Source organism: Filimonas zeae, from assembly GCF_014641615.1.
GTDB classification, from domain to species: Bacteria; Bacteroidota; Bacteroidia; order Chitinophagales; family Chitinophagaceae; genus Filimonas; species Filimonas zeae.
The window spans coordinates 1,669,016-1,691,714 of record NZ_BMIB01000001.1; the positions used below are offsets into that span (position 1 = coordinate 1,669,016).

At 46.3% G+C, this 22,699-nt stretch carries 14 protein-coding genes; 3 read left to right on the top strand and 11 right to left on the bottom strand.

Features of this window, described 5'->3' with window-relative positions; genetic code table 11:
* Positions 1-8: 8 nt before the first annotated feature.
* From IEY13_RS06700 to IEY13_RS06720, 5 genes are all read right to left on the bottom strand, one after another.
* A complete protein-coding gene (locus IEY13_RS06700; protein ID WP_188951155.1) occupies positions 9-3,374 on the bottom strand; it encodes a SusC/RagA family TonB-linked outer membrane protein in 3,366 nt (1,121 codons plus the stop codon).
* Between the two features lie 254 nt (positions 3,375-3,628).
* On the bottom strand, positions 3,629-4,813 hold the full coding sequence (locus IEY13_RS06705) for a FecR family protein (RefSeq protein WP_188951156.1): 1,185 nt from the start codon (positions 4,811-4,813) through the stop codon (positions 3,629-3,631).
* 82 nt (positions 4,814-4,895) lie between these two features.
* Entirely contained in the window at positions 4,896-5,507 is a 612-nt protein-coding gene (locus tag IEY13_RS06710) for an RNA polymerase sigma factor (RefSeq protein ID WP_188951157.1), read from the bottom strand.
* 189 nt (positions 5,508-5,696) lie between these two features.
* Positions 5,697-6,191 carry a GNAT family N-acetyltransferase gene (locus tag IEY13_RS06715; RefSeq protein ID WP_188951158.1) on the bottom strand — a complete coding sequence of 165 codons (495 nt, stop codon included), beginning with the start codon at positions 6,189-6,191 and terminating at the stop codon, positions 5,697-5,699.
* 47 nt (positions 6,192-6,238) lie between these two features.
* Positions 6,239-8,866, bottom strand: a complete 2,628-nt coding sequence (locus tag IEY13_RS06720; protein ID WP_188951159.1) for a valine--tRNA ligase — start codon at positions 8,864-8,866, stop codon at positions 6,239-6,241.
* Positions 8,867-8,968: 102 nt separating this feature from the next.
* On the opposite strand from IEY13_RS06720, the gene IEY13_RS06725 reads away from it, so the two are divergent.
* Positions 8,969-9,973, top strand: coding sequence for a fatty acid desaturase (locus tag IEY13_RS06725; protein WP_188951160.1), 1,005 nt, complete (start codon positions 8,969-8,971; stop codon positions 9,971-9,973).
* Between the two features lie 44 nt (positions 9,974-10,017).
* On the opposite strand, the gene IEY13_RS06730 is transcribed toward IEY13_RS06725, so the two are convergent.
* A complete protein-coding gene (locus tag IEY13_RS06730) occupies positions 10,018-10,836 on the bottom strand; it encodes an alpha/beta hydrolase (protein WP_188951161.1) in 819 nt (272 codons plus the stop codon).
* A 124-nt stretch (positions 10,837-10,960) separates the two neighbouring features.
* Here IEY13_RS06730 and IEY13_RS06735 point away from each other — a divergent pair, with 124 nt between their 5' ends.
* Complete coding sequence (locus IEY13_RS06735) at positions 10,961-12,949, top strand: TonB-dependent receptor (RefSeq protein ID WP_188951162.1); 1,989 nt, start codon at positions 10,961-10,963, stop codon at positions 12,947-12,949.
* A 58-nt stretch (positions 12,950-13,007) separates the two neighbouring features.
* Here the strand turns inward: IEY13_RS06735 and IEY13_RS06740 are convergent, their stop codons facing one another.
* The 3 genes from IEY13_RS06740 to IEY13_RS06750 all read right to left on the bottom strand — a co-directional run bounded on the left by IEY13_RS06740 (position 13,008) and on the right by IEY13_RS06750 (position 17,402).
* The gene (locus IEY13_RS06740; protein ID WP_188951163.1) at positions 13,008-14,369 is read right to left on the bottom strand and encodes an amidohydrolase family protein; all 1,362 of its coding nucleotides are present in this window, start codon (positions 14,367-14,369) and stop codon (positions 13,008-13,010) included.
* Positions 14,370-14,455: 86 nt separating this feature from the next.
* Entirely contained in the window at positions 14,456-16,804 is a 2,349-nt protein-coding gene (locus IEY13_RS06745) for a M1 family metallopeptidase (RefSeq protein WP_188951164.1), read from the bottom strand.
* On the bottom strand, positions 16,719-17,402 hold the full coding sequence (locus IEY13_RS06750; RefSeq protein ID WP_188951165.1) for a HupE/UreJ family protein: 684 nt from the start codon (positions 17,400-17,402) through the stop codon (positions 16,719-16,721). Before IEY13_RS06750 ends, IEY13_RS06745 begins: the two co-directional genes overlap by 86 nt.
* Before the next feature lie 49 nt (positions 17,403-17,451).
* Between IEY13_RS06750 and IEY13_RS06755 the strand changes: the two genes are divergently transcribed.
* Positions 17,452-17,940, top strand: coding sequence for a DUF6702 family protein (locus tag IEY13_RS06755; RefSeq protein WP_188951166.1), 489 nt, complete (start codon positions 17,452-17,454; stop codon positions 17,938-17,940).
* A gap of 25 nt (positions 17,941-17,965) precedes the next feature.
* Here the strand turns inward: IEY13_RS06755 and IEY13_RS06760 are convergent, their stop codons facing one another.
* Both IEY13_RS06760 and IEY13_RS06765 read right to left on the bottom strand, forming a co-directional pair.
* Positions 17,966-19,255, bottom strand: a complete 1,290-nt coding sequence (locus IEY13_RS06760; protein WP_188951167.1) for a hemolysin family protein — start codon at positions 19,253-19,255, stop codon at positions 17,966-17,968.
* A 178-nt stretch (positions 19,256-19,433) separates the two neighbouring features.
* Positions 19,434-22,694 carry a COG1361 family protein gene (locus tag IEY13_RS06765; protein WP_188951168.1) on the bottom strand — a complete coding sequence of 1,087 codons (3,261 nt, stop codon included), beginning with the start codon at positions 22,692-22,694 and terminating at the stop codon, positions 19,434-19,436.
* Positions 22,695-22,699: the final 5 nt, after the last annotated feature.

Genomic DNA, 22,699 nt, shown 5'->3' on the forward strand with positions numbered 1-22,699 from the left:
AATCTGTTTTAAAAAGTGAATTGAGCCCCCAGCGTAAATACTTTTAAGGGTGGCAGTACCAGGTAATTTCTGTTTTCAGGATCGTAGCCTCGGTAACGGGTAATAGTCAGCAGATTCTGCCCCTGAAAGTATATTCTTGCCTGTTGCAGACGCGCGCGGGTTATCCAGCTTGCGGGTAAACTATACGATAAGGAAACATTCTTCAACCTTATATAAGAAGCATCACCATATTGCAGATCGCTGTTTACCGCGTTGTTGGAAGATTCAATGGTACTATAGTCCTGGTTGTAGCGCTGAAATCTGGCTACATCGCCCTCTTTCTGCCAGCGATTTAACACGTCTACGGGTTGGTTGGCACTGAAAGTACCTGGCAACCCCTCCACATGTTCGTAATAATAATTCATACCCTTTTGCTTCACAAACTGAAACAGAAAGTCGAGTTTGAAATTGGCGTAACTGATATTGTTCTGCAGGCCGCCATAAAACCTGGGGCCAAAGTCCAGCAGGCTGATATTATCTACCAATGGTATCGGACTTATGGTAGGCTTACCATCGGCACCCATAAACTGAAAAAGTCCGGTTTGTGGGTCAACACCGGCATAGCGGTATGCTTTGTACGCCGTAAGGGGCTGGCCAATAGTCAGCTGTTCACTATAGCTGGATGCTTCAAAGTTGGGAAACGACACCAGCTTGTTACGGGGGAAGGTGATATTGAAAGAAGAGCTCCACCGGAAGGCGGCGTTGTTGATATTTACCGTATTAAGGGTAAATTCCAGCCCCTTGTTTTCTACTACTGCGGGCAGGTTTTCTGCAATGGAACCAAAGCCTGTTACCACTGATAATGGCGACTGCACCAATTGATTGCCGGAGCGGTTTCTGTACCAGCTGGCCGAAAAGCTAATCCGGTCTTTCAGAAAACCCAGTTCCAATGCAGCTTCCAGCTTTTTATTCTGTTCCCAGGCCAGCATGGGGTTGAAGAAGTTAACCGGATATAAGCCTTGTGACCCACCATAGGTGTTTACAGTAGAGTTATAACGATCCAGATAACTGTAATCTGCTACCTGGTCGTTACCGGAAGTACCATAACTGGCACGCAGTTTACCAAAACTTACAAAAGGCAATTGCTCCTGCACCCAGTTTTCAGCCGAAAATACCCAGGCGGCACCAGCTGCATAAAAGTTAGCAAACTGTTTGCCCGGGCCAAAGCGGCTGCTTCCATCGCGGCGGGCGGTTAAGTTAAATATGTATTTGTCTGCATAGGCATAGTTAAGGCGGCCATATCCTGCATTGTATTTATAAAAGATATCTGTTAGCCTGTCCACTGTAATGAGAGAGGCAGCCTGCATATTTTCCAGTAATAAGTCGGAGCTGAAGCCCCTGGCGCCTATACGCTTACCCTGGTTATGGCTTTGCTGAAAGCTTAGTCCGGCCAGGGCAGATAGTTTTCCTTTACCAATATTTATTTTATAGTCAACCTGCGGCTCTGCTATCCATGATCTGGTATCGGAATTGTTGAAACTGGCTGACCCGGAGGTTTCCCCTTTCAGCGGATCAATGGTAGAGAAGGGAATAAGCCTGCGCTGGTCTATGTTTATATTGGTGTAACCTAAACTGGTTTTAAAATCGAGCCCTTTGGTAATATGGTAACTGATCATCAGGTTACTCAGCAGGTTAGTGGTATGCCCTTTAAAAGGCTGTAACAGAAAAGCATAGGGGTTGCCTTTTAACCAGGTGCCATCTGCCCAGTTCAACAGGCCGTCTTCAGTAAAAGCCTGTGGCGCGTTGGGCGCCAGGTACGACATTATTGATACCGGGTCTGTAACAGGCAGCGTGGTATTTTCGTTTACGTACGAAGCAGAGAAATTGAACTTCAGCCGCTGATCTCTGGATCCGCCACCTAAATTCACATGCATAGATGCTTTCTGCATGGCGTTCTCGCCAGGGTACACTGCTGTTTCCCGGTGATAGCCACCACCTATCTTATACTGCATTTGTTCACTACCACCCGAAACAGAAGCCTGGGCATTGGTATACTTAGCGGTGTTGCCAATCAGTTGATCCTGCCAGTTGGTATAGCGGTTCGGATTCCAGGTACTGCCACCCAGCACATCTACATCAATAGCCGGATCAGGTGTTGCTCCGTCATTCTTAAACGCTTCCTTACGCATCTCCAGGTATTGTTCTGTATTCAGGTATTCTACCTGGTTGGTTACTTTGGCTATGCCCTGGTAAAAATTAACATCCACCTTCGCCTGCCCGGCCTTTCCCTTTCTGGTAGTAATCAGCACCACACCATTGGCGCCCCTGCTACCATAAATAGCTGTTGCATCCGCATCTTTCAATACTTCAATGCTGCTGATATCATTGGGGTTAATCAGATTGAGTGGGTTGCCACCTGCGGGGTTCAGGTTATTACTGTTCTGTAGTTCCGGCGCAATGGAAAAGGGCACCCCGTCAATTACATAAAGCGGGTCGTTTCCATTTGCAATGCTGTTGATACCACGAATCTGCACCTGAAAAGCACTTCCGGGTGCGCCTGACTGCTGCGCAATGAACATGCCTGGCACGCGACCGCTTAATGCTGCCAGCGGATTGGATACAGGTTGCCGTGCTATTTCTTCCCCTGATACCCTGGACACGTTGCCGGTGCTGGTTTTTTTTGTATCTGTATAATAGCCTTTATTTACAATCACTTCCGCCAACTGCGAGGTGGCAGGCGATAAAGCGATAGAAAAACCACCTGTACCTGCAGTAAGCGTTTGCCCTTTTTGTAAACCTATAGCTGCTGTTTCGCCGCCAGCCTCTGCGTTGGAAGATACCACCACAGCAGTAGTAGCAGACAATAGTTTCAACTCAATGGTACCATAACCTACAAAGCTGATGATTAAGAGTTGCCCGGCCTCAGCAGCCAGTGTAAAAGAACCATCGGCACCGGAAGAAACCGAAGCTTTGGTGGAACGGTTTAACACAGAAGCCCCCGCCAGCCCATTACCAGATGCATCGTGTACAATACCCTGAATAGGAGCGGGTGCATAGGAATAGCTGCTAACAGATTCAGGTAACCGTTCACCGGCATTATAGGAGGAAACGTTTACTGTTTTACTCTCAATGGAATAATGCAACGGCTGATCTCTGAAAATCATTTTCAGAAACTCGTTAACAGGCATATCAACTGCTGCCACATTCACCCGCTTTGCGCTTTTTAACGCATCGGTAGGGTAGAGAAAGAAATAGCCGGTTTGTTTTCTCACCTCTTTAAAAACCTGTTCAATAGACAGTGCCTTACCCGACAGGGTAACGGTTTGTGAATACCCGGCAGCACTTACCTGCAAACACGCCAGCAGCATCAGAATAGCAGTTAATTTCATTACCATCAGCAGTTTTTTCCTGATTATACCATGAGGCCATACGCTGTTTGCGGTACATGATAGCACAGGTGGTTGAATAGAATGGTTACCCCCACGGGCAGGCCATCCGCCAAAAGCAGTTTTTGTCATACTTTCGCTTTGTGTTTTGGTTAATTAATAAGCAGTCTTGTGGGACTATTTTTATGTATTACCCGAACATTCGCCGGGAAGTGGTGCAAACACTTTCCGGTTTTTATTGGGGCATACTGGTAAGGGGGCATTTAGTTTTTTGTTATAGTAAGAACTCTGTTGTTTAAAGTGGTGGTAAAACCATATTGTTTTAAAAAACGTTGAATACCAGATAAACTCACGCCTCTATCCATTTCCCCGGTTAGTGACAGGTTGCCGGTATTGCCTTCAAATATTACCTGTACATCATACCATCTTTCTATCTGCAGGGCCACCTGGCGCAGGTTCAGGTTATCAAAGCTGAAGTAGCCATTTTTCCAGGCCAGTACACGGTTTACATCAATGGCAGATGCTACTGCAATGGGTTCCTTTACCGCAGCACGCACTGCAGCCTGCTGGCCGGGTGTAAGTATTACAGCAGCAGGCGCGGTTGCAGACAATACTTTAATACTTCCGTTTATCAGGGTGGTTCTTATATAGCCGTCATCTGCGTAGGAATTAATATTAAAATCTGTTCCCAGCACCTGTACCGTTGTTTTTCCATCAATATCTACTATAAAAGGGCTGGCCCTATGTTGTGCCACTTCCATATACACTTCACCCGCCACTATTACCTTACGTTCCTTACCTGTAAATACTGCCGGATAGGTAATAGAACTACCGGCATTCAGCCACACCCTGCTTCCATCAGGTAAAACAAGGGTAAACTGATGCCCTGCGGGGGTAGTGAGCGAGTTGAAAGTGGGAAGGGGGGAGTTGGTAATTGCAGATGGGTTATAGGTGAGCTGGTTGTTTTGAAGCTGAATAGCAGCGCCGTTTTCCAGGGCTACCTGCCCATTGCCCATGCTGTCCAGCACTATTTTGCGGCCATCAGACAGTGTAAGAATGGCGCCGGATGTGCCGGGTGCAATATCATTGCCGGCAGATGGTTGCTGTGTGGGGCTGCTTTTTTCATGCGTAAGCAGCAGCCATGTGCCGGCAACAGCCAGTAATAATATGGCAGCAGCGGCCACCCATCTCAGGCGGCGCAGCAAGGTCACAGGCTTCTTAGAAAAAATCTGACCTGATAAACGTTCCCAGCCCGCCTGCCGGCTGGCATCATAACTATCCCATTGGCGAATAGATTGCTGCAGAAAAGCGGGATCTTCCAGTAAATGCAGTGCATTGCGGTTATTACCGGAGGCCTCTAACCATTGCTGCAACTGCTGTTCCTGGCTGGCCGTTAAAGCAATGCCATTCAGGTGCAAAAGAAGGATATCTGTTATTGTTTCATTCATGTGATAATTCCTTTACAGGGGAGCCTGCATGAATGAAAAGACATGAGAAAGCAGTTTGTGACAAAAAAGCCAGACTTTTTTTTTAATCTTTCCAGGGCATGCGTTGCTGCACCAGCAGGTAGAACAATGCCAGCTGTGCTATTTTAGCACCTACCACCTTGTTGCGAAGCATTTCTATGGCCCGCTCTTTTCTTTTGCGCAGGTTATCTTCACTTATATTCAGCGCGGCAGCTGCTTCCTTTATACTTTGTTCCTGCACAAATAAAAGCCGCACTACCTCTCTGTATCTGGGGTTTAGTTGCTCTATTTCCTGGTAAATACTGCCTATCATTTCGGCTATAACCATGCGGCTTTCTGCAAAGTCATTGTCTATGGCAGAAGCTTGTTGTGCTTCCTGTACGTGCTGGTGTCGGGTGGCCTGCTGGCTGGTATAACGGTAACAGGCATGGCGCACGGTAGTATACAGGAAAGATTTTACAGCTGCTATTGCCTGGAAGCCCTGGCGGCGTTCCCAATATTGCGTAAATGCCACCATTACTATATCTTCAGCCGGTACGCGTTCACGAATCAGGCTCTCCGCATAAAACAGCAGTGGTTTATAAAAGGCATCATATAAACGCCGCATAGCTGTTTCATCGCCATCGGCAATCCGCAATAGTATTGCATCATCTATATGTGTTTGCGCAGTTTCCAACAGGGGATATCAACCGTTTTACCGGATTCTGTTGCAAGATGCCGAATCCCTGCGAAACGGCAAATAAACTTCAGTATATCCATGCTGCCACGGCAACGGTGATAATAAAAAGAGACTGTATCTACCTTCGATACAGTCTCTTTTGTTAGAATAATGTTAACCATCTTAACCGGTAGAAGTAGTAGAGTATTACTGCAAAGCAATTTCCATTACGTAGTCATTCATAAAAAAGCCATTGCCTATGTCGTTGTCTTCTTCACGTATTACCTGAAAGCCTTTCTTTTCGTAAAACTGTTTTGCGTTGTTAAAACGGTTTACGTTCAGTTGCAGTCTGCTGCCACCAGCTGTTTTTACCTGCTCTGTTACATACTGCAGTAGTGATTTGCCTGCTCCTTCCTTTTGAATGTTGGGTAATACATACAGCTTATCCAGCTTGTATAAGCCCGGTTCCGGGGTGGGGGAGTAGCCTGCAAAGCCAACTGCTTTACCTTCAATTTCAGCCAGTGCAAAATGATGTCCTTCTGCTTCCATCTGACGTTTTAATACGTCTGTGTTGTACATGGTAGCCAGCATGTAATGCATCTGCGGTTCTGATAAAATTTCTCCGTAGGTGGCAGGCCATGTGGCATACGCAATTCTTTGAATCTGGGGGATGTTCTCTAACGAAGCGTCTATAATAGTCATACGAAATTTGAAAAAGCCCCTGCTCATGATTCAGGGGCTGATTTGGGTTATAAATTATTTAGACTTTCCTGTATGGTGTTAATCCGGGCTTCTGCATCAGCCTTCTTCTTCTGTTCAGAGGCTAATACTTCCGGTTTGGCGTTCTGCATAAACTTCTCATTGTTCAGTTTCTTCATTACGCTCTCTAAAAAGCCCTGCTGGTAAGCCAGGTCTTTCAGTAACTGTTCTTTCAGCGCAACAGTATCTACCTCCAGGTTGCTTTCAATAAAGAATTTGTCTTTCTCTACGGCCACAACTATGGTATTGGCAACGGCATCTGTTGCATAACTTACTGTTTCTGCATTTACCTGCTTGGCCAGTATGGTTTCTATAGCCTGATAACCGGTTACATTGGCTGTTTGTATATGCAGCTGAATGGTATCTTTCGGCTTCAGCTGGTTTTTATTACGGGCATCGCGTATAGCAGTAATTACTTTTTTCAGCAACTCACCTTCTGCCAGTATTGCAGATGGCTGGAAGTTGTTTTCTGCAAACTGCTTCACACATAAATCGTCATGCTGCTCTTTCAGTAAATGATAAATTTCTTCTGTAATGAAAGGCATAAACGGATGCAGTAACTGCAGCAGCTGCTCAAAATAAGAAACTGTTTTTTCATATACTTCCGCTGCAATGGGTTGTTCAAAACCTGGCTTCACCCACTCCAGATACCAGCTACAGAAATCATCCCATATAAGGGAGTTGGCTACCATATTCAGTGCTTCGCTCAGCTTGAACTGTGTAAACAGCTTTTCAATTTCTGCGCGTACTTCCTGTAAGCGGCTTTCAAACCAATCCAGTGCAAACCGGCTGGATGCAGCTGTTACATTTTTATCTACTCTGCCTTCCCAGCCTTTTATCAGCTTTAAAGCGTTCCAGATTTTGTTGTTTACAAAGCGGCCCTGTTCCAGTGCTGCCTCATCAAACAACAAATCGTTACCGGCAGGGGCAGAGATCATAATACCATAACGAACGGCATCTGCACCAAATTTATCAATCAGGCCCAGCAGGTCGGGTGAGTTACCCAGCTGCTTACTCATTTTACGGCCTTGTTTGTCGCGTACCATACCGGTGAAATACACGTCTTTAAACGGTATTTCCTTCTGAAACTCCATACCCGCCATAATCATACGGGCCACCCAGAAGAAAATGATATCCTGTCCGGTTACCAGTACCGCAGTGGGGTAGTAGTAGTTAATTTCTTCGTTACCAGGCTGTGTTATACCGTTAAATACTTCTGTAGGCCATAACCAGCTGCTAAACCAGGTATCTAATACATCCTCATCCTGTTTTAACTCCTCTATTTTTACGTTTGAATTTTGACTTTTGAATTGCTCAAAAGCCTCTTCCCGGTTGGCAGCTACCACAAAAGTACCATCGGGTGCGTACCAGGCAGGTATCTGCTGGCCCCACCACAGCTGGCGGCTGATACACCAGTCTTTTACATTCTCCAGCCAGTATTTATAAGTGGCCAGAAATTTATCGCCGGGGTGTATACGTATATCGCCATCTACTACTGCTTTCAGGGCAGGTTCGGCTATTTCCTTCATTTTTACCCACCACTGGGTGCTTATGCGGGGCTCCACCACCGTATCGGGGTTACGCTCGCTGTAGGCTACACGCGTAGGGTTTTCTTCTACTTTTACCAGCAGGCCTTCTTCGGTTAATTGTGCAATAACCAGTTTGCGGGCTTCAAAGCGGTCTTTACCTACATATACCTGTGCAGCAGCACTTAAAGTACCATCTGCATTCAGGGTATCAATTACTTCCAGGTTGTGTTTCAGGCCCAGATTGTAGTCGTTAATATCATGTGCAGGCGTTACTTTCAGGGCGCCGGTACCAAAAGCAGGGTCAACATACTCATCATAAATAACCGGAATTTCGCGGTTAACCATGGGTACAATTACCTTTTTGCCTTTCAGGTGCGCATAACGTTCGTCGGCAGGGTTCACGCAGATAGCGGTATCGCCCATAATGGTTTCGGGGCGCTGCGTAGCTACGGTAATATACTCGTCGCTGTCCTTCACCTTGTATTTAACGTGATACAGTTTACCTACTGCATCTTTATAAATCACTTCCTCATCACTCAGGGCTGTTTTGGCGCGGGGGTCCCAGTTAATCATACGGGCACCACGGTAAATCAGTCCTTTATTATATAAGTCAATGAATATTTTAATAACAGCTTTGTAATAGTGGTCGTCCATGGTAAAGGTTACCCGGTCCCAATCCACGCTGCAGCCCAGTCTTTCAATCTGATTGTAAATAATGCCGCCGTACTTTTCTTTCCACTCAAAGGCATATTTTAAAAACTCTTCGCGGCTCAGGTCGGCCTTTTTAATACCTTTTTCTTTTTCCAGCATCTGTACCACCTTAGCTTCGGTGGCAATAGAAGCGTGGTCGCTACCCGGTACCCAGCAGGCGTTAAAACCACTCATCCGCGCTTTACGAACCAGAATATCCTGTACGGTTTCGTTCAGGGTATGGCCCATGTGCAGCACGCCGGTAACGTTGGGAGGAGGGATGACGACGGTAAAAGCCTTGCGGCCATCGGGTTTACTGTTAAAATAACGCTTGTCTTTCCATATACCGGTCCATTTCTGCTCGGCCTGTGCAGGTTCGAAGTTGTTGCTGAGTTCCATTGTATTTCCTTATTCGGGCGGCAAAAATAAGATATTCGCGCCTTATTGGAATCTTTAACGCCACACGCTTGGTAGATTAGGGAAAAATACTATTTTTAGTCCATGCATACCAAATCCAATGACTTTGTTTGGTCGACAGAGCCAAATCCCCATCATGTGAGAGTGCGTCAGATTTTGAAGCAGCACCCGGAAGTAAAAGAGTTGATAGGAAAAACCCCTTCTACCATTTTCTTCATTATAGGTTTAGTAGGCGCGCAGATTACTGCGTCGTATCTGTTAAAAGATTCGCCCTGGTGGCTGGTTTTTGTGGTAGCCTACCTGTTTGGTGCCTTTGTAAGCCACGCTTTATGGGTAATGATTCACGAGTGTAGCCACGGTTTGTTGTTTAAAGGCAAAGTGCCCAACCTGCTGGCAGGTATCCTGGCCAATATGCCGCACCTGGTACCCAGCTCTGTAAGTTTTCAGCGTTATCACCTGAAGCACCACGCCCACCAGGGTGAGCATGATCTGGATGCAGATCTGCCCGATTTCTGGGAGGCTAAATTGTTCAGCCCCAATCCATTAACCAAAGCAATGTGGTTTCTGTTCTTCCCGGTATTCCAGGTAGTACGTACCGCACGTTTAAATATTGAGTTGTTCGACAGATGGGTATTTGTAAACTGGGTTTTCCAGATTGCTTTTGACGTGGCTTTATATTCTCTGTTAGGCCCTAAAGCTTTCTTTTATATGCTGGCCAGCTTCTTTTTCTCCGTAGGCTTACACCCACTGGGCGCCCGCTGGATTCAGGAGCACTATCTTACCCTGCACCCAACGCAGGAAACGTATAGCTATTACGGCCCGCTGAACAAAGTAGCGTTTAACGTAGGTTTCCATAACGAGCACCACGATTTTCCATCCATTCCATGGAATAAACTGCCCGAGTTAAAAGAAAAGGCACCTGCTTACTACGATTCGCTGATTTCTCACCAGTCGTGGACAAAGCTGATTCTGCTGTTTATATTTAATCCAAAACTGTCTCTGTATTCCCGTGTGTTACGTAAAGAGAAAGTGCGTATTGAAAAAGAACAGGCAGCCGGTGCAAAACAATCAGCAGAGGCCGTAGCTTAGGCTACTCTACTGATTGATGAATATATTTATTACCCTTCAGCCGGTTATTGTTGATGAAAATAACGGCTGAAATACAATAATTGGTAAGGTAGCGCATTATTCCAGTAGGCCCAGTCATGTTTTCCCGGGCGTTCTGTGTAATCATGCGCTATCTTTTTTTCCACCAGTTTCTGGTGCAGGTTGCGGTTTACACTTATAAAAAAGTCTTCCACGCCGCAATCTACTATCAATGCCAGTTCACCTGTTTTCAGGTCGTCTACCAGGTTAATGGCTGTATTCTTATCCCACTGCGCCTGGTTTCCGGCATAATCTCCCAACCTTTGTGCAATATGCCAGTTGTTGGGAAAAGGGCGAAAATCTACCCCACCACTCATACTGCCCGCCGCTCCAAAACGGTCTTTGTGTTTAATACCCAGGTAAAGGCCACCATGTCCGCCCATACTTAAACCGCTAATCGCCCGGCCTTTGCGGTTGGCAATGGTGCGGTAATGCGCATCAATATAATCCGGTACTTCCTGCGCCACATGGGTTTCGTATTTCCAGGCGGTATCCAGCGGGCTGTCAAAATACCAGCTGCTTACATTGCCATCGGGGCACACCACTATCAGTTTTAATGCATCTGCCCAGGGCTGCAGGGTAGCCGTATTGCGCACCCAGTTGGCGTAATTGCCGCCGTGGCCGTGTAGCAGGTACACCACCGGGTATTTGTCATTACCAGATTGATAACCTTCCGGAGTTACTACCACACATTTAATAGGTTTACGCATACTGGCGCTTTGTATGGTTACTGTGTCTACGCTGGCGCTGAATGCGGGAAGGAATAACACGCTCAGAAAGGAGAGAAGCAGAAATCTTGCTGTCATGATTGGTTGGTTAAATAATAATAATGTCGGATATCTGCTTCTAAATTACAGTACCTGCAATTGATATATTAATAAAAGACATGTTACATTGCAATAAACAATTCAACCTTAACTCAAATTGCTTATGAAAAAAATAACGCTGCTTCTGCTGCTGACTGCATGGGCAGGGATACAGCAGCCTTTACAGGCGCAAAAAGATTCTTCCTGGTTACAATTATCGCGCTTTAGTGTTGCCCGGCAATCGGTTCCATCTTTTACCATTACTGGTGCACAGCTATCTGAAATGCCTTACTCCGATCTGGGGCAGGCCATAGGTGTATGGATTGGTCCTGCGCTGGCTACGGGAACTAACACCATGTTTGTGGTAGATGGCATACCTGTAAATGATGTAAACATTTATAGCATACAGGATATCGATTCCATTACTTTTCTGCAAACCGGGCCAGGCCAGCTTGCGGGGTTGGCCCGCTCACAGCAATACATGGTATTAATTTCCACCAAACGCAATACCAGTGGTAAATGGCAATGGCGGGCAGCAGGAGCTACTGCATTCGTAAACCGGGCTGACTCTGCAGCCAAAGCCGGGCTGTATCATCAATACAACCTTTCTGTTGCTAACGGAACAGACAAGCTTAATTACGGTGCTTCGGCGGGGTATACGCATGATGTTTTTCCTCAGGTGGAGCTACGGGGGTACGAAAAGCAACGGCCGTTGCGGGAAAACCGCTACCGCGTTAATACATGGCTGGAGGGAGCGGTGCTGCAGCACCATCGTTTCAGACTGGATGCGGCTTATGTAACACAACGACATTCTGATAGTTACCGTATTGTGGGCAACGGTGCCTATAAATATCTTGATTATAACATGCTGAATAAAGATCGTCTATTGAATCTTAAAGCAGATATCAGGTCATCGTTGGGGGCAGGTTTTTCAAACCGGATAATAGCAGACTTTTTCCATCTGCGGTTTGGAGAGGAAAGTATCGGGGAAATACCGGGAGAATCTGTTAGTTTGAGTCGTTTAGATAAAAAGGTAAGAAACTGGATGGTAGGAGAGCGGTTTGGCTACGATTTTCACCGGAAGCAACAGTACTTCTCAGCTTCGGTGGATGTGCGTTACCGGCATATTGATTACACTGGCACGGGCTTTTCATGGGTTTCTACAGCTGGTGTTAATGGGGCGATTGTGCAAACAACATGGTCTACAATGAGGACCAAAAGCTTAATAGCCACACCTACTTTGGCGTGGGGCGTTCAGGACCTGGTAGATGTTCAGGCAGGAATGCTATACAGCATATTGAAATACCAGAACCAGCCAAAGCATTTTTTTCCGTTTGCTTCAGCTTCGCTTGATCTGTTGCATTGCATTTACCGGCAAAGCCCGGTAAGCCTGCGTTTGTATGCATCTGTGGCTGCTGCTAATGATTTTCCTGAAACAGGTTGGGGCAGGCTCACTCAACCGGGCAAACAGGCGAGTCTTTTGGAACAGGGGCAGCTTAACTTCTTCCCTGGCTCATTTGGATATTACAGTGCCTTTACCCTTTTCAATAAAAATAATAACAATACACGCTTTCAGGGCGGCGTACGGTTAGGAATGTTGAAGAACAGTTTGTTGCTTGATTATGTTTTCGATAAAAGCAATATCCTGGGTGGGTATTACTTAAGCGTACCTTATAATTTACCCACGTGGATAAATACGCAATCGCCTTACACCAGACACCGTTTTGCACTGTCTGTCAAAGCGGATCTGGGGCGTATAAACTGGATATCGGTTCTTTCAGCTGAGGTGATAAGACATAGGCCGGAGTATAAACGGGGCCTTTACGACCCGGTAGAGGTGAAAGACTTTTTTACCACAGCAGGTTTTGCCAACAGATTAACTTATAACAGTTGGTTTGGTGCCTTGGATTTAGTGGGAGCTTTTAACAAAGCATCAGGCGTGGATAAACGTAATACTATTGTGTTACAGCAAGTACACCTGGGCAGGAAGTTTACCAGTAAAGCAACCGCTTTCGAATGGTATGCGTTTGCCAGAACACCTTTCAACAATGTAAACCTGCCACTGGCAGATCTGCGCAGGTACTATGGCATTGGTTGTACAGCAGCATTTTAAATAAGGCAAATAAAATAAAACAAAGAGGGTGCTTGTTATACTCAAATGAGCACCCTCTTTATTTAAAAACAATCCCGTCTTTAATAATGGTTTTACCGGCCAGAAAGTGCTTGTAGTTGTCGAAGGGACTTTTATCCCATATCAGCAAATCAGCATGTTTGCCTTCTTCAATTACCCCGTATTTATTATCCATTCCTAAAGCAGTGGCTCCGTTTATGGTTGAAATCTGCAATATCTGAGGAATGGTAAAGCCGTATTCTGCTAAAAGCAGTTGTTCAGAAAGCATCACCTTGCCGCCGCTGGGCCAGTCGGTACCCATTCTCAATGTTATTCCTTTGTCAAATAGTTGCTTTACATAACCCATAAACATCGCAAAGTTCTCTTTACACCGGTTGGTTTGTGCCGGGGTTAATGTGGTGTCTTTTTGGTTGGTAAAATAAGTTAACCCAAATGGCTCACCCATCAGGTGAATAGAGGTGGAGTAGGTGGTGTTGCTTTTAGATAGTTTATCAATTAACGAATCTATTGCGCCGGGCCTTTTATCATGCATAAAACGAAACATTTCCAGGCGTTCCACCTGGCCATTGGCGTGGCCCGGGCCATACTGTTGCAGCATTTCTGCGTTAAAGCGTTCGCCTTCCGGGCTGTTCACATGCAAAACGCTGTTTACCAGGGTTAAAACATGCTCGTAGTTGCGCAAGCCAATATCAAACGCCGTATCAATAAACATCACATTCTGGTCAATATGCCCGTATACCTTCATGCCCAGGCTATCCGCAGTTTTAAATGCCACTTCAAATTCGGGCCTGCGTAGTTTCCAGTAAAGCTTAATATGCCTTATGCCTGACTGGTAAAATGCTATCACCTTTTCCCGGGCGGCAGCAGGGGAGGTCACCATGGCGTGGTTGATATAAGGCTTGCGGCTCTGGCTGGATACCAGTGCGCCCCCTACCGTATAAATGTTCAGATAGTGGGGCTGTGGATTGTTTTGCCAGTCCAATATGGGCGGCAGCCATTTTTCAGATTGCCCCAGAATCATGGCGGTGGTTACGCCGTAAGGCAGGTAAGTATCGGATAGCCGCTTTCTGTAAAGTTCTAAAGAGTCTTTGGCAAAATATTCCTGTAACGGTCCATAGCTGCGGTATACATCTGTGGGGTGAATATGCGTATCAATAAAACCCGGTGTAACTAATTTGCCACCGGCGTCAATGGTTTTTGCAGCAGCATAATGTTTGCTACCGCTGGTTACCTTAGCAATAACACCTTCTTTAATCAGAATGGTTTGTTTATGCACAAGTTTTCCTGTCCGGCTGTTAAACACATTGGCATTCTTTATTACAAGGTCAAATGTCGTTGTCTGTCCAAAGGAGCAGGTAAGCGTAACAGAAAACAATAGTATTCCAACAAATATCTTCATCATAACAAGATGGGTGTTAAAATAAAAACAGCGATACGGAGTTGTACATTCCGTATCGCTGTGCATTGCTATAAAGTTAGGCTATTTCTTTATTTCTGCATGGGGTTCATTCCCTGCGATTGGCCGCGTACTGCCTGTTTGCTTTTGTATACTTCAAACCGGCTTTTTACTTCCACAGCAGGCCAGCTGTTATTGCTTACATCAATATCAGCGGTTTCGCGCAGCGGGTCCAGCTGAACACTGGCTACGGCTTTGTTTTTCAGAAACACTTTGTCAAAATGCTTCTCGTCTTTACGCCATATCTGGGCAGGAATCTTTTCTGTTTCCTTGCTGCCATCTTCGTAAGTCCATTCAATAATTACCGGCATTACCAGGCCGCCTTTGTTGGTAAAAGACAGTTCGTACAAATAACGTCCTGCAAACTTTTTACTGGTGCTGTCATCCAGTGGGGCAGCTGCGGGGTCTGTGTAATCGTACGTAAAAGTAGAGTCGTATGGCACCAGCCCTCTGTCGTACTTCCAGTAAAAATCCTGCAGGCTGGTATCTTTATCCGTTAAAAATTCAATGCTTTTATCGTTTCTGTTTCTTATTTTAGAAATATCATCAAACTCAGGCACCGCAGGTTTGTCCAGCTTTTTCTTTTCTGTTTTAGGCTCAGGTAGCATTACTTTTTTACCATCGCCCAGCACATATCCTTTTACACTGTCTAAAGCAATATCGCAGGGGTCAATGCCATAAAACCAGCCTCTCCAGAACCAATCCAGATCTTCTCCGCTGGCATCTTCCAGGGTACGGAACAAATCGGCAGGGGTGGGGTGTTTAAATGCCCAGCGGCGTGCATATTCTTTAAAAGCATAGTCAAACAATTCACGGCCCATAATGGTTTCACGCAGAATGTTCAGGCCTGTGGCAGGCTTGGAATAGGCGTTAGGCCCAAACTGTATAATGTTTTCACTGTTAGTCATAATGGGCTCCAGCTGGTTTTTAGGCAGCTTCATATAATCGGTAATGGCCCAGGCCGGCCCACGGCGGCTGGGAAATTTGTTGTCCCACAGTTCTTCCGTCAGGTATTGTGTAAACGTGTTCAGGCCTTCATCCATCCAGGTCCACTGGCGCTCATCGCTGTTTACAATCATGGGGAAGAAGTTGTGCCCCACTTCATGAATAATTACCCCAATCATCCCGTTTTTAGTAGCTTCTGTATACGTGCCGTCCTTTTCAGTACGGCCATAGTTAAAGCAGATCATCGGGTATTCCATACCGTTAGAGGCTTCTATGCTCTGCGCTACCGGGTAAGGGTAGGGAATAGTAAACTGCGAGTATGATTTGATGGTGTGCGCCACTGCTTTGGTAGAGAAGCGGCGGTACAGCCCATAGGCTTCTTTGCCATAAAAGCTCATACACATTACCTTCTTTTTCTCTACCGTAACCGGCATGGCATCCCATACAAATTTGCGGGAAGATGTCCACGCAAAGTCGCGTACGTTATCCGCTTTAAATATCCAGGTTTTGGTGCCGGATGCTTTTTGTTGCTCAGCCTGTTTTGCTTCGGCCAGGGTTACAATTTCCACGGGCTCTTTGCTGGTTTGCGCTTTTTGCCAACGGGCCAGGCGGGTGCTGTTAAGTACGCTGGCGTAGTTCTGGCATTCGCCGGTACTGCCCACTACGTGGTCAGCAGGCACCGTAATTTCTACCTGAAAGTTGCCGAAAGTAAGCGCAAACTCACCACTGCCGGCAAACTGATGGTTCTGCCAGCCCTGAAAATCGCTGTACACACACAGGCGTGGGTACCACTGGGCCATGGTAAACAGCATATTGCCATCTTCCGGAAAATACTCATAGCCACCACGGCCGTTGTATTTCTGGCGGTCGCTTATTTTATAGTTCCATTTTATAGTAAACACTAACTGCTGACGCGGTTTTAGCGTAACCGGCAGGTCTATCCGCATCATGGTTTTGTTAACGGTGTAGGGCAGGGCTTTACCATCTGCGCCGGTAATGCTGATAATGTTTACACCGTGGCTGTCATCCGTCTGCGCCCTGTCCATCTTTTCCAGTTCGCCCAGGCTTAGCTTGCTTGCTGAAGAAGCTACCTGGTAGCCGGAGTTTTTACTGGCGCTGTGCTGGTTTTCATCCAACTGCAGCCACAAATAGGTTAGTGGGTCTGGCGAATTGTTGTAGTAGGTAATGGTTTCTGTACCGGTAAGGCGTGTGGCCTTTTCGTCCAGTGCACATTTAATGCGGTAGTCGGCACGCTGCTGCCAGTAATCGGGCCCTGCGGCGCCACTGGCGGTACGGTAGCTGTTAGGAGTTGGTAAAATGGTACCCAGCTGCTCAAAGTCGTTACCGTGGTTAGAGCCGGGATTGTTGCGGATATTCTGGGCCTGCGCTGCAAAACCCAGGGTGGTAATACCCGCCAGAATAAACAGTTTTCTCATTACTATGTTGGTCTTTTGAAACAGGAATCCGTTCTATCATCATCTGTAAGGCCAGGGCCGCTATGGCTCCGCTTACAAAAACAATTACTTCTCTTTTATTGCGGCGCAATATGCGTATGAAGATAAAGGAAAGAAACAGTATCACCGCTACAATGCACAACTGACCCACTTCCAGGCCCAGATTAAATGCCAGCAGCTCTACTATAATGTTTTCATCCTTTCCCAACATGCTCTTCAGCAAACTACTGAAGCCCAGGCCATGTATCAACCCAAATACCAGTGCCAGCAGGTACAACAACGGCATTTTGCGGTTTACCGTATGTTCCCGGTTGCTTAAATTGCTGATGGCTGTAATTAAAATAGTTACCGCAATCAAAAACTCTGTCCAGTCTCTCGAAAACACCAGTATATTTAAAGTGCTCAGTGCCAGCGTAATAGAGTGGCCTATGGTAAAAGCAGTTACCAGTATCAGCAGTTTCCTCCAGTCGCTCACCGCGTACCGTAAACAGAGTGCCGTAACAAAAAGTATATGGTCAATTCCGTTTAAGTCCGTTATGTGTTCAATGCCTGTTTGAAAGAAAAGCCCGAAATTGCTCATACTCTCAAACTTAAAATACACCTTTACAGTTTCAAAAAAATATCGGTGAATGGCTGCAATCTTCTATAACTGTGTGCTAAATGCTTTTTTCTTCTTCCATCCTTTTTTTGTGTCTGTTACCGACCTAAAGCAGAACACAAAGGATAAAACCATTGAAATAAGCAGCAAGCTGTTTATTGACGATTTTGAAAAAGCACTTACGGCGGCTGGCAAAGCTCCGGTAGATCTGAGCCATCCGGCCGATAAAGAAAAGACTGATCAGCAGATAGCCGGTTATTTTAAACAGCACTTTCAATTAAGCGTTAACGGGCAAAAAATGCCGGTATCCTATATCGGATATGAAAAGGAAGGCGAGGCAGCCTGGTGTTATTTACAGGTAACCAATGCACCTGCTGTTATTAAACGGGTAGATATTGTATCCGATGTTTTGTATAAACAGTTTGAAAGTCAGATACATATATTTCATGTAACTGCTGGTAAGGAACTAAAGAGTTCTAAAATAACCAATCCCGAAAGCAGGGTTGGTTTTGACTTTTAGTCTTTGCCGGAACAAAAAAAGCAGCTTACATGCTGCTTGCTGCTTCGGTGCTTAGTGTAACCAGTATTTTATCAATACGCAGGGCATCCATATCTACAATTTCAAACGTAAACTCTTTCCATTTCAGTATTTCACCGGTTTGGGGTATACGTTCCAGCTGGTGCAGAATAAAGCCGGCCAGGGTATCAAATTCGTGCTCGCCTTCGTGCATCCACTCGGTTTTGTCAAAGCGGGCCAGAAAGTCGTAAAACGGAATCTGGGCATCCATTAAAAAGCTGCCGTCTGCACGTTCTACTACTTCATAGTCGTTTTCGGCATGCACGGCCAGTTCGCCTATAATAGCACCTAAAATATCGTTCATGGTAATAATACCCTGCAGGGTACCGTACTCATCTACAATAAAGGCGTAGTGGTTCTGGCTTTCCTTAAACTTCTCCAGCAGCTGGTAGGCGGTATTGTTTTCCGGTACATAAACCGCTTTGCGCACCAGCGATTTCAGTGGCGTATCGCCCGTTGCCAGAAACAGATCTTTCAAAAAAACCACGCCCTGAATGTTATCAATGTTTTTATCGCAAACCGGGTATACAGAATAAGCCATTTCGCCGGTTTTTTCCCGTACATCCTGTACGGTGCTGCTTAAATCAAACCACACAATATCTGCCCGGGGCGCCATCAGCGAGGTAATATTACGGTCGCCCAGGTGAAACACCCTTTCAATAATCTCCTGCTCGGCTTCCTCAATAGTACCCTGCTCGGTGCCTTCGTTAATAATGGCTTTTATTTCGTCTTCCGTAACCTGGTTATCGTTGTTTTTAACGTTAAACAGCTTTACCAGTGCATTGCTGCTCCACGATACCAGTGCTATAAATGGGTAAGCTATTTTGGTAACCACCCGCATAGGGCCGGCCACATTTTTGGCAATACCTTCCGGGTTGCTAAGGCCAATACGTTTAGGTACCAGCTCGCCAATTACCAGCAGCAGAAAAGTAAGTACCATTACCACAATGGTAATGGATAAGGGGCCGCTGTAAGGTTGAAGAGAGGGGGAGCGGTTTAAAATGGCAGACAGCGCATCTTTAATGTCCTGTCCGGCATACACACCTATAATAACCCCGGTAAGGGTAATTCCTATTTGAATGGCGGAGAAAAAGTTTTCGGGTTTACTGGCTAGCTTCAGTGCTTCTTTTGCACGCAGGTCGCCTTTGTTAGCCTGGCTTTCCAACCGTGCTTTTCTTGACGCTACCAGGGCTGTTTCAGCCAGAGACAAAAGTGCATTTAACAGTATAAGGCCAAGAATAATAAATAATTCTATCATACAGATTGATCAGTGATCAGTTGTAAAACTAAGGAATCCGGGCCTTATTCCACTGTTAACTCCTTAAAATCAGGGGGGATTATCTACCCTGGCAGGTATAAATTGTATGCAAACGCCCCCTGAAGGCTATATGCTCAGGGGGCGTTTGGGCTTGTAAAACCCTGTTTTTCAGGCCGGGTTAATGTTTACTATTGCCTATAGGCTCTGCCGGTTCGGCGGTTAGTCCCTGCTTTTTAATGTTCAGTGTATACCGGCAGGTTGCACATACTTTATCGCCACAGTAGGCTACGTAGCTAATGTAATAAGTGCCAGCCTGTGTAAACGTATGGTTTATGCCGGTGCCACTCAGCGTTTGTGTAACATTGCCACCGGGGCCGCTTATGTGCAGCACTATTTTTTTAGTACAATCGGGTGATGCGCATTGAAAGCTGGCATTGAACAAATAGCTGGTATTTACAAAAAGCGAATACGTTTTATCGCACTGCACCTGTATGGCATTGGCCAGCACCGGTGGTACTATGGCCTGGCTGGTTTTTGCCAACGATACATCTGGTGTGGTGGTGGCTACTGCCTTCCACGATATGCTGTTGCCGGTAAAACGGCTCTCTTTACAGCAATCAACCGTATCGGTACCGCCATTACCGGGTGTGCTGCCACTGCGCACGCAAATAATGGTATCGCAGGTATTGCAGTCTTTATCTTTAAACGTAACCCGGAAGCAGATGGCGTTAATACGCAGGCGGCAGCATTCTGTAACGGTAGGTACCGGTAATGTTAACTGCACCGGAATCTGGTAAGTACCGGCAGGTGCCTGGGTGCCCGGCTTCCACACCAGCTCTTCCAGGCACTGGTTACCGGAGGCATTGGGTGGCAGGGTAGTGTTGGCATAGTTATCCCACACCAAACCACCTACGGTTTGTGTGCTGCTTTGCGGAAACAAACAACCGCGGCCAATTACCGGTGTGTTACAGTTACCACAGCCTTTGTTTTCCCAGGTGTAATTAATATCTGCTACACTAATCTGCAATTCCTGCAATGCTTTGCTGGTGGTAACCTGCAAGGTAGCCTGTTGCAACTGGTGGCTGGTATCTGTTTGCAGCTGCCCTAACGAAGCAGTAACACTTTTCAACACCTCCTTACAAGGCGTACAGGGTGGTGGCGGTACTTCCTGCTGTTGCACGGTAAGGCATACGTTGTTGCTTTCTACCGGGTTCATGGCAGAGGTACTGTTGTTGTTAGCTACCAGATCGCATATCATGCCAATGGTATTACAGGCCTGCTGCCCTGGTGTGGCGTTGGCAGGTACGGTAACCGGAAAGGTAAACGTGTAACTACCGCCTGCGGGTATGGGGTTGGCCAGGCTTATTTTAATACTGTTGGGTTGAAAGCTGCCTGAAAAACTACCCGTGTTGGCGCAGCCGGTAGCTACTGTAGGCCAGCCGGTGGCTATATTGGGGGTAGAGGAATACGTAACCGTTGCACCGGGTATGGTAAGTGGTGCGGTGGGAAACAGGCTGAACTGACTGTTGCGCGGTGTGCACGTCATAATAGTAGCATCACCCACAAAAGGCATTCTGTCAATCAGCACAATGTTGCCTATAGGCGTATTACCGGTGTTTCTTACTGTAATCTGATATGTGGCTGTGCTGCCGGGGTAACCATTGCCGGTGCTGCTGTAGGTAGCATCCAGATTACCTTTTACCGCTTTTTCCACCTCTGCACGGGGCAGCGCACATATGTTAATTAAGTACTGGCAACCCAGGTTTCCGCTGCTGTAGCCGGTTCCGGTAACATTATAGTTCATGTTATAACTGCCGTATGGCGCGTTGCTATTTACCGTTGCTTTAAAGCAAATGGTATAGGTACCGCTACCGGTGGGTATGGTGGGCAGGTTCCATTTGGCATTGGTGCTGCTCTGGTAAACAGGGTTGCTGCTAAAGCCGGTAAAGGTTTCAGAGCCTGGCAAAAAGGTAAGAAAGGCGGGCAGGTTGTATTGCAACACCCCACTGTTCAAAGCCGTTTCGCCGTTGTTGTCAAATTTCAGACAAACATTTACTGTATCGCCGGGTTCAAAACAACCGCCAGGGGCAGATTGTGCATAACACCGGATATTGGGTTTTAAGGAATATACTGCTGTATCCTGTACCATACCGCCGTTGCCGGGTGTGCAGCTATAACAAGTCTGACTAAGATTGCTGGTGGCGCAGTTAAAGGTGAGGTTAGATATAAAGGGATAGGTGGTTTGCGTGGGTACACCTGAGCAGGAATTGCTGAGGTTGTAATAGGTAACAAAAGTAGCGCTATGGCCTGGTAACAGATTGTTTATAGCCATAGTGGTTTTAGTGGCATATAACGGCGGCGTGCTGTTAGAGGCGCCGGGCAGCAGCGGATAAGTGGTGGAAGCGGTGTTGCTGCAATCGTAATAGGTTAAACCTGCAGTAACACCTGTGCTTTGTGTGGTACTGGAAAACTGCACCGATGTGGTGGCAACGGGTGGCAGCGTATTCGTAAGCAACAGGTTTAAAGGCGTATTACCGTTATTGGTAATGGTGTTATAAAAATACCCCATGGCACTGGTTATGCTCATGGTAGCACTGGGGTTAGAAGCTACTACTGCAGGCAGGGTATAACTGGCCACCGGCAATGTTGCTATGGTGCTGTTTGCGGTACCGCAATTGGTACCTCTTAGTACTGCGGTGCTGGTAACTACAGTACCTGCTGCGGTATTACAGGGTATTTTAACGGTATAGTAATACACATAGCTTCCGGTAAAAAAGCTGGAAACAGCAGGTGTAATAATATTACCGCTTACAGTAGCATTACTGGCGCTTACCACGGTGCCTATAGAAGGGGTTACCACAAAGGATGGATTGTTTACCTGAAAGCAGGTACTGCCAAATACAATAATGCGGAAAGTAACTTCATAACTGCTTTGTATAAAGCTGAAAAACGTATGCTGTCCTGTCCAGGTGTTGCTTACAACAGACGATACACCCGCCGGTGGCGCATTGGCCGATACAGAACTGGAAGGCGCATTGATACTGCCGTTGATAGCACTGTTGATGTTAGTACCAGTGCAGGTTTGCGGACACCGGAAGCTAAAACACATCATAATAACCCCGGTTTGGTTATTGCCTGCTGCGGCAGGAAAAGTATAGGTAATGGTTTGTGTGGTAGAGTTTACAGCAGTACTGGTATACGGGTAAGGAAATGAAGCACTGCCACAGAACGATAGCAGGGTAGGATTGTACGTAATAGCCACTTCAATATTACCTGTGATATTGCTGTAATTGTAATTGGCAAATACCTGAAAACTGTTGCCGGCAGTATAAGGCTGTGAGCCTTGCGGGGTAAGCGTTAAGCCTACCTGTTGCGCTTTAGCCGCACCTGCAAAACAAAATACAAAGCAGGCGAGGAGTATGGTTATTAACTTTTTCATCTTCT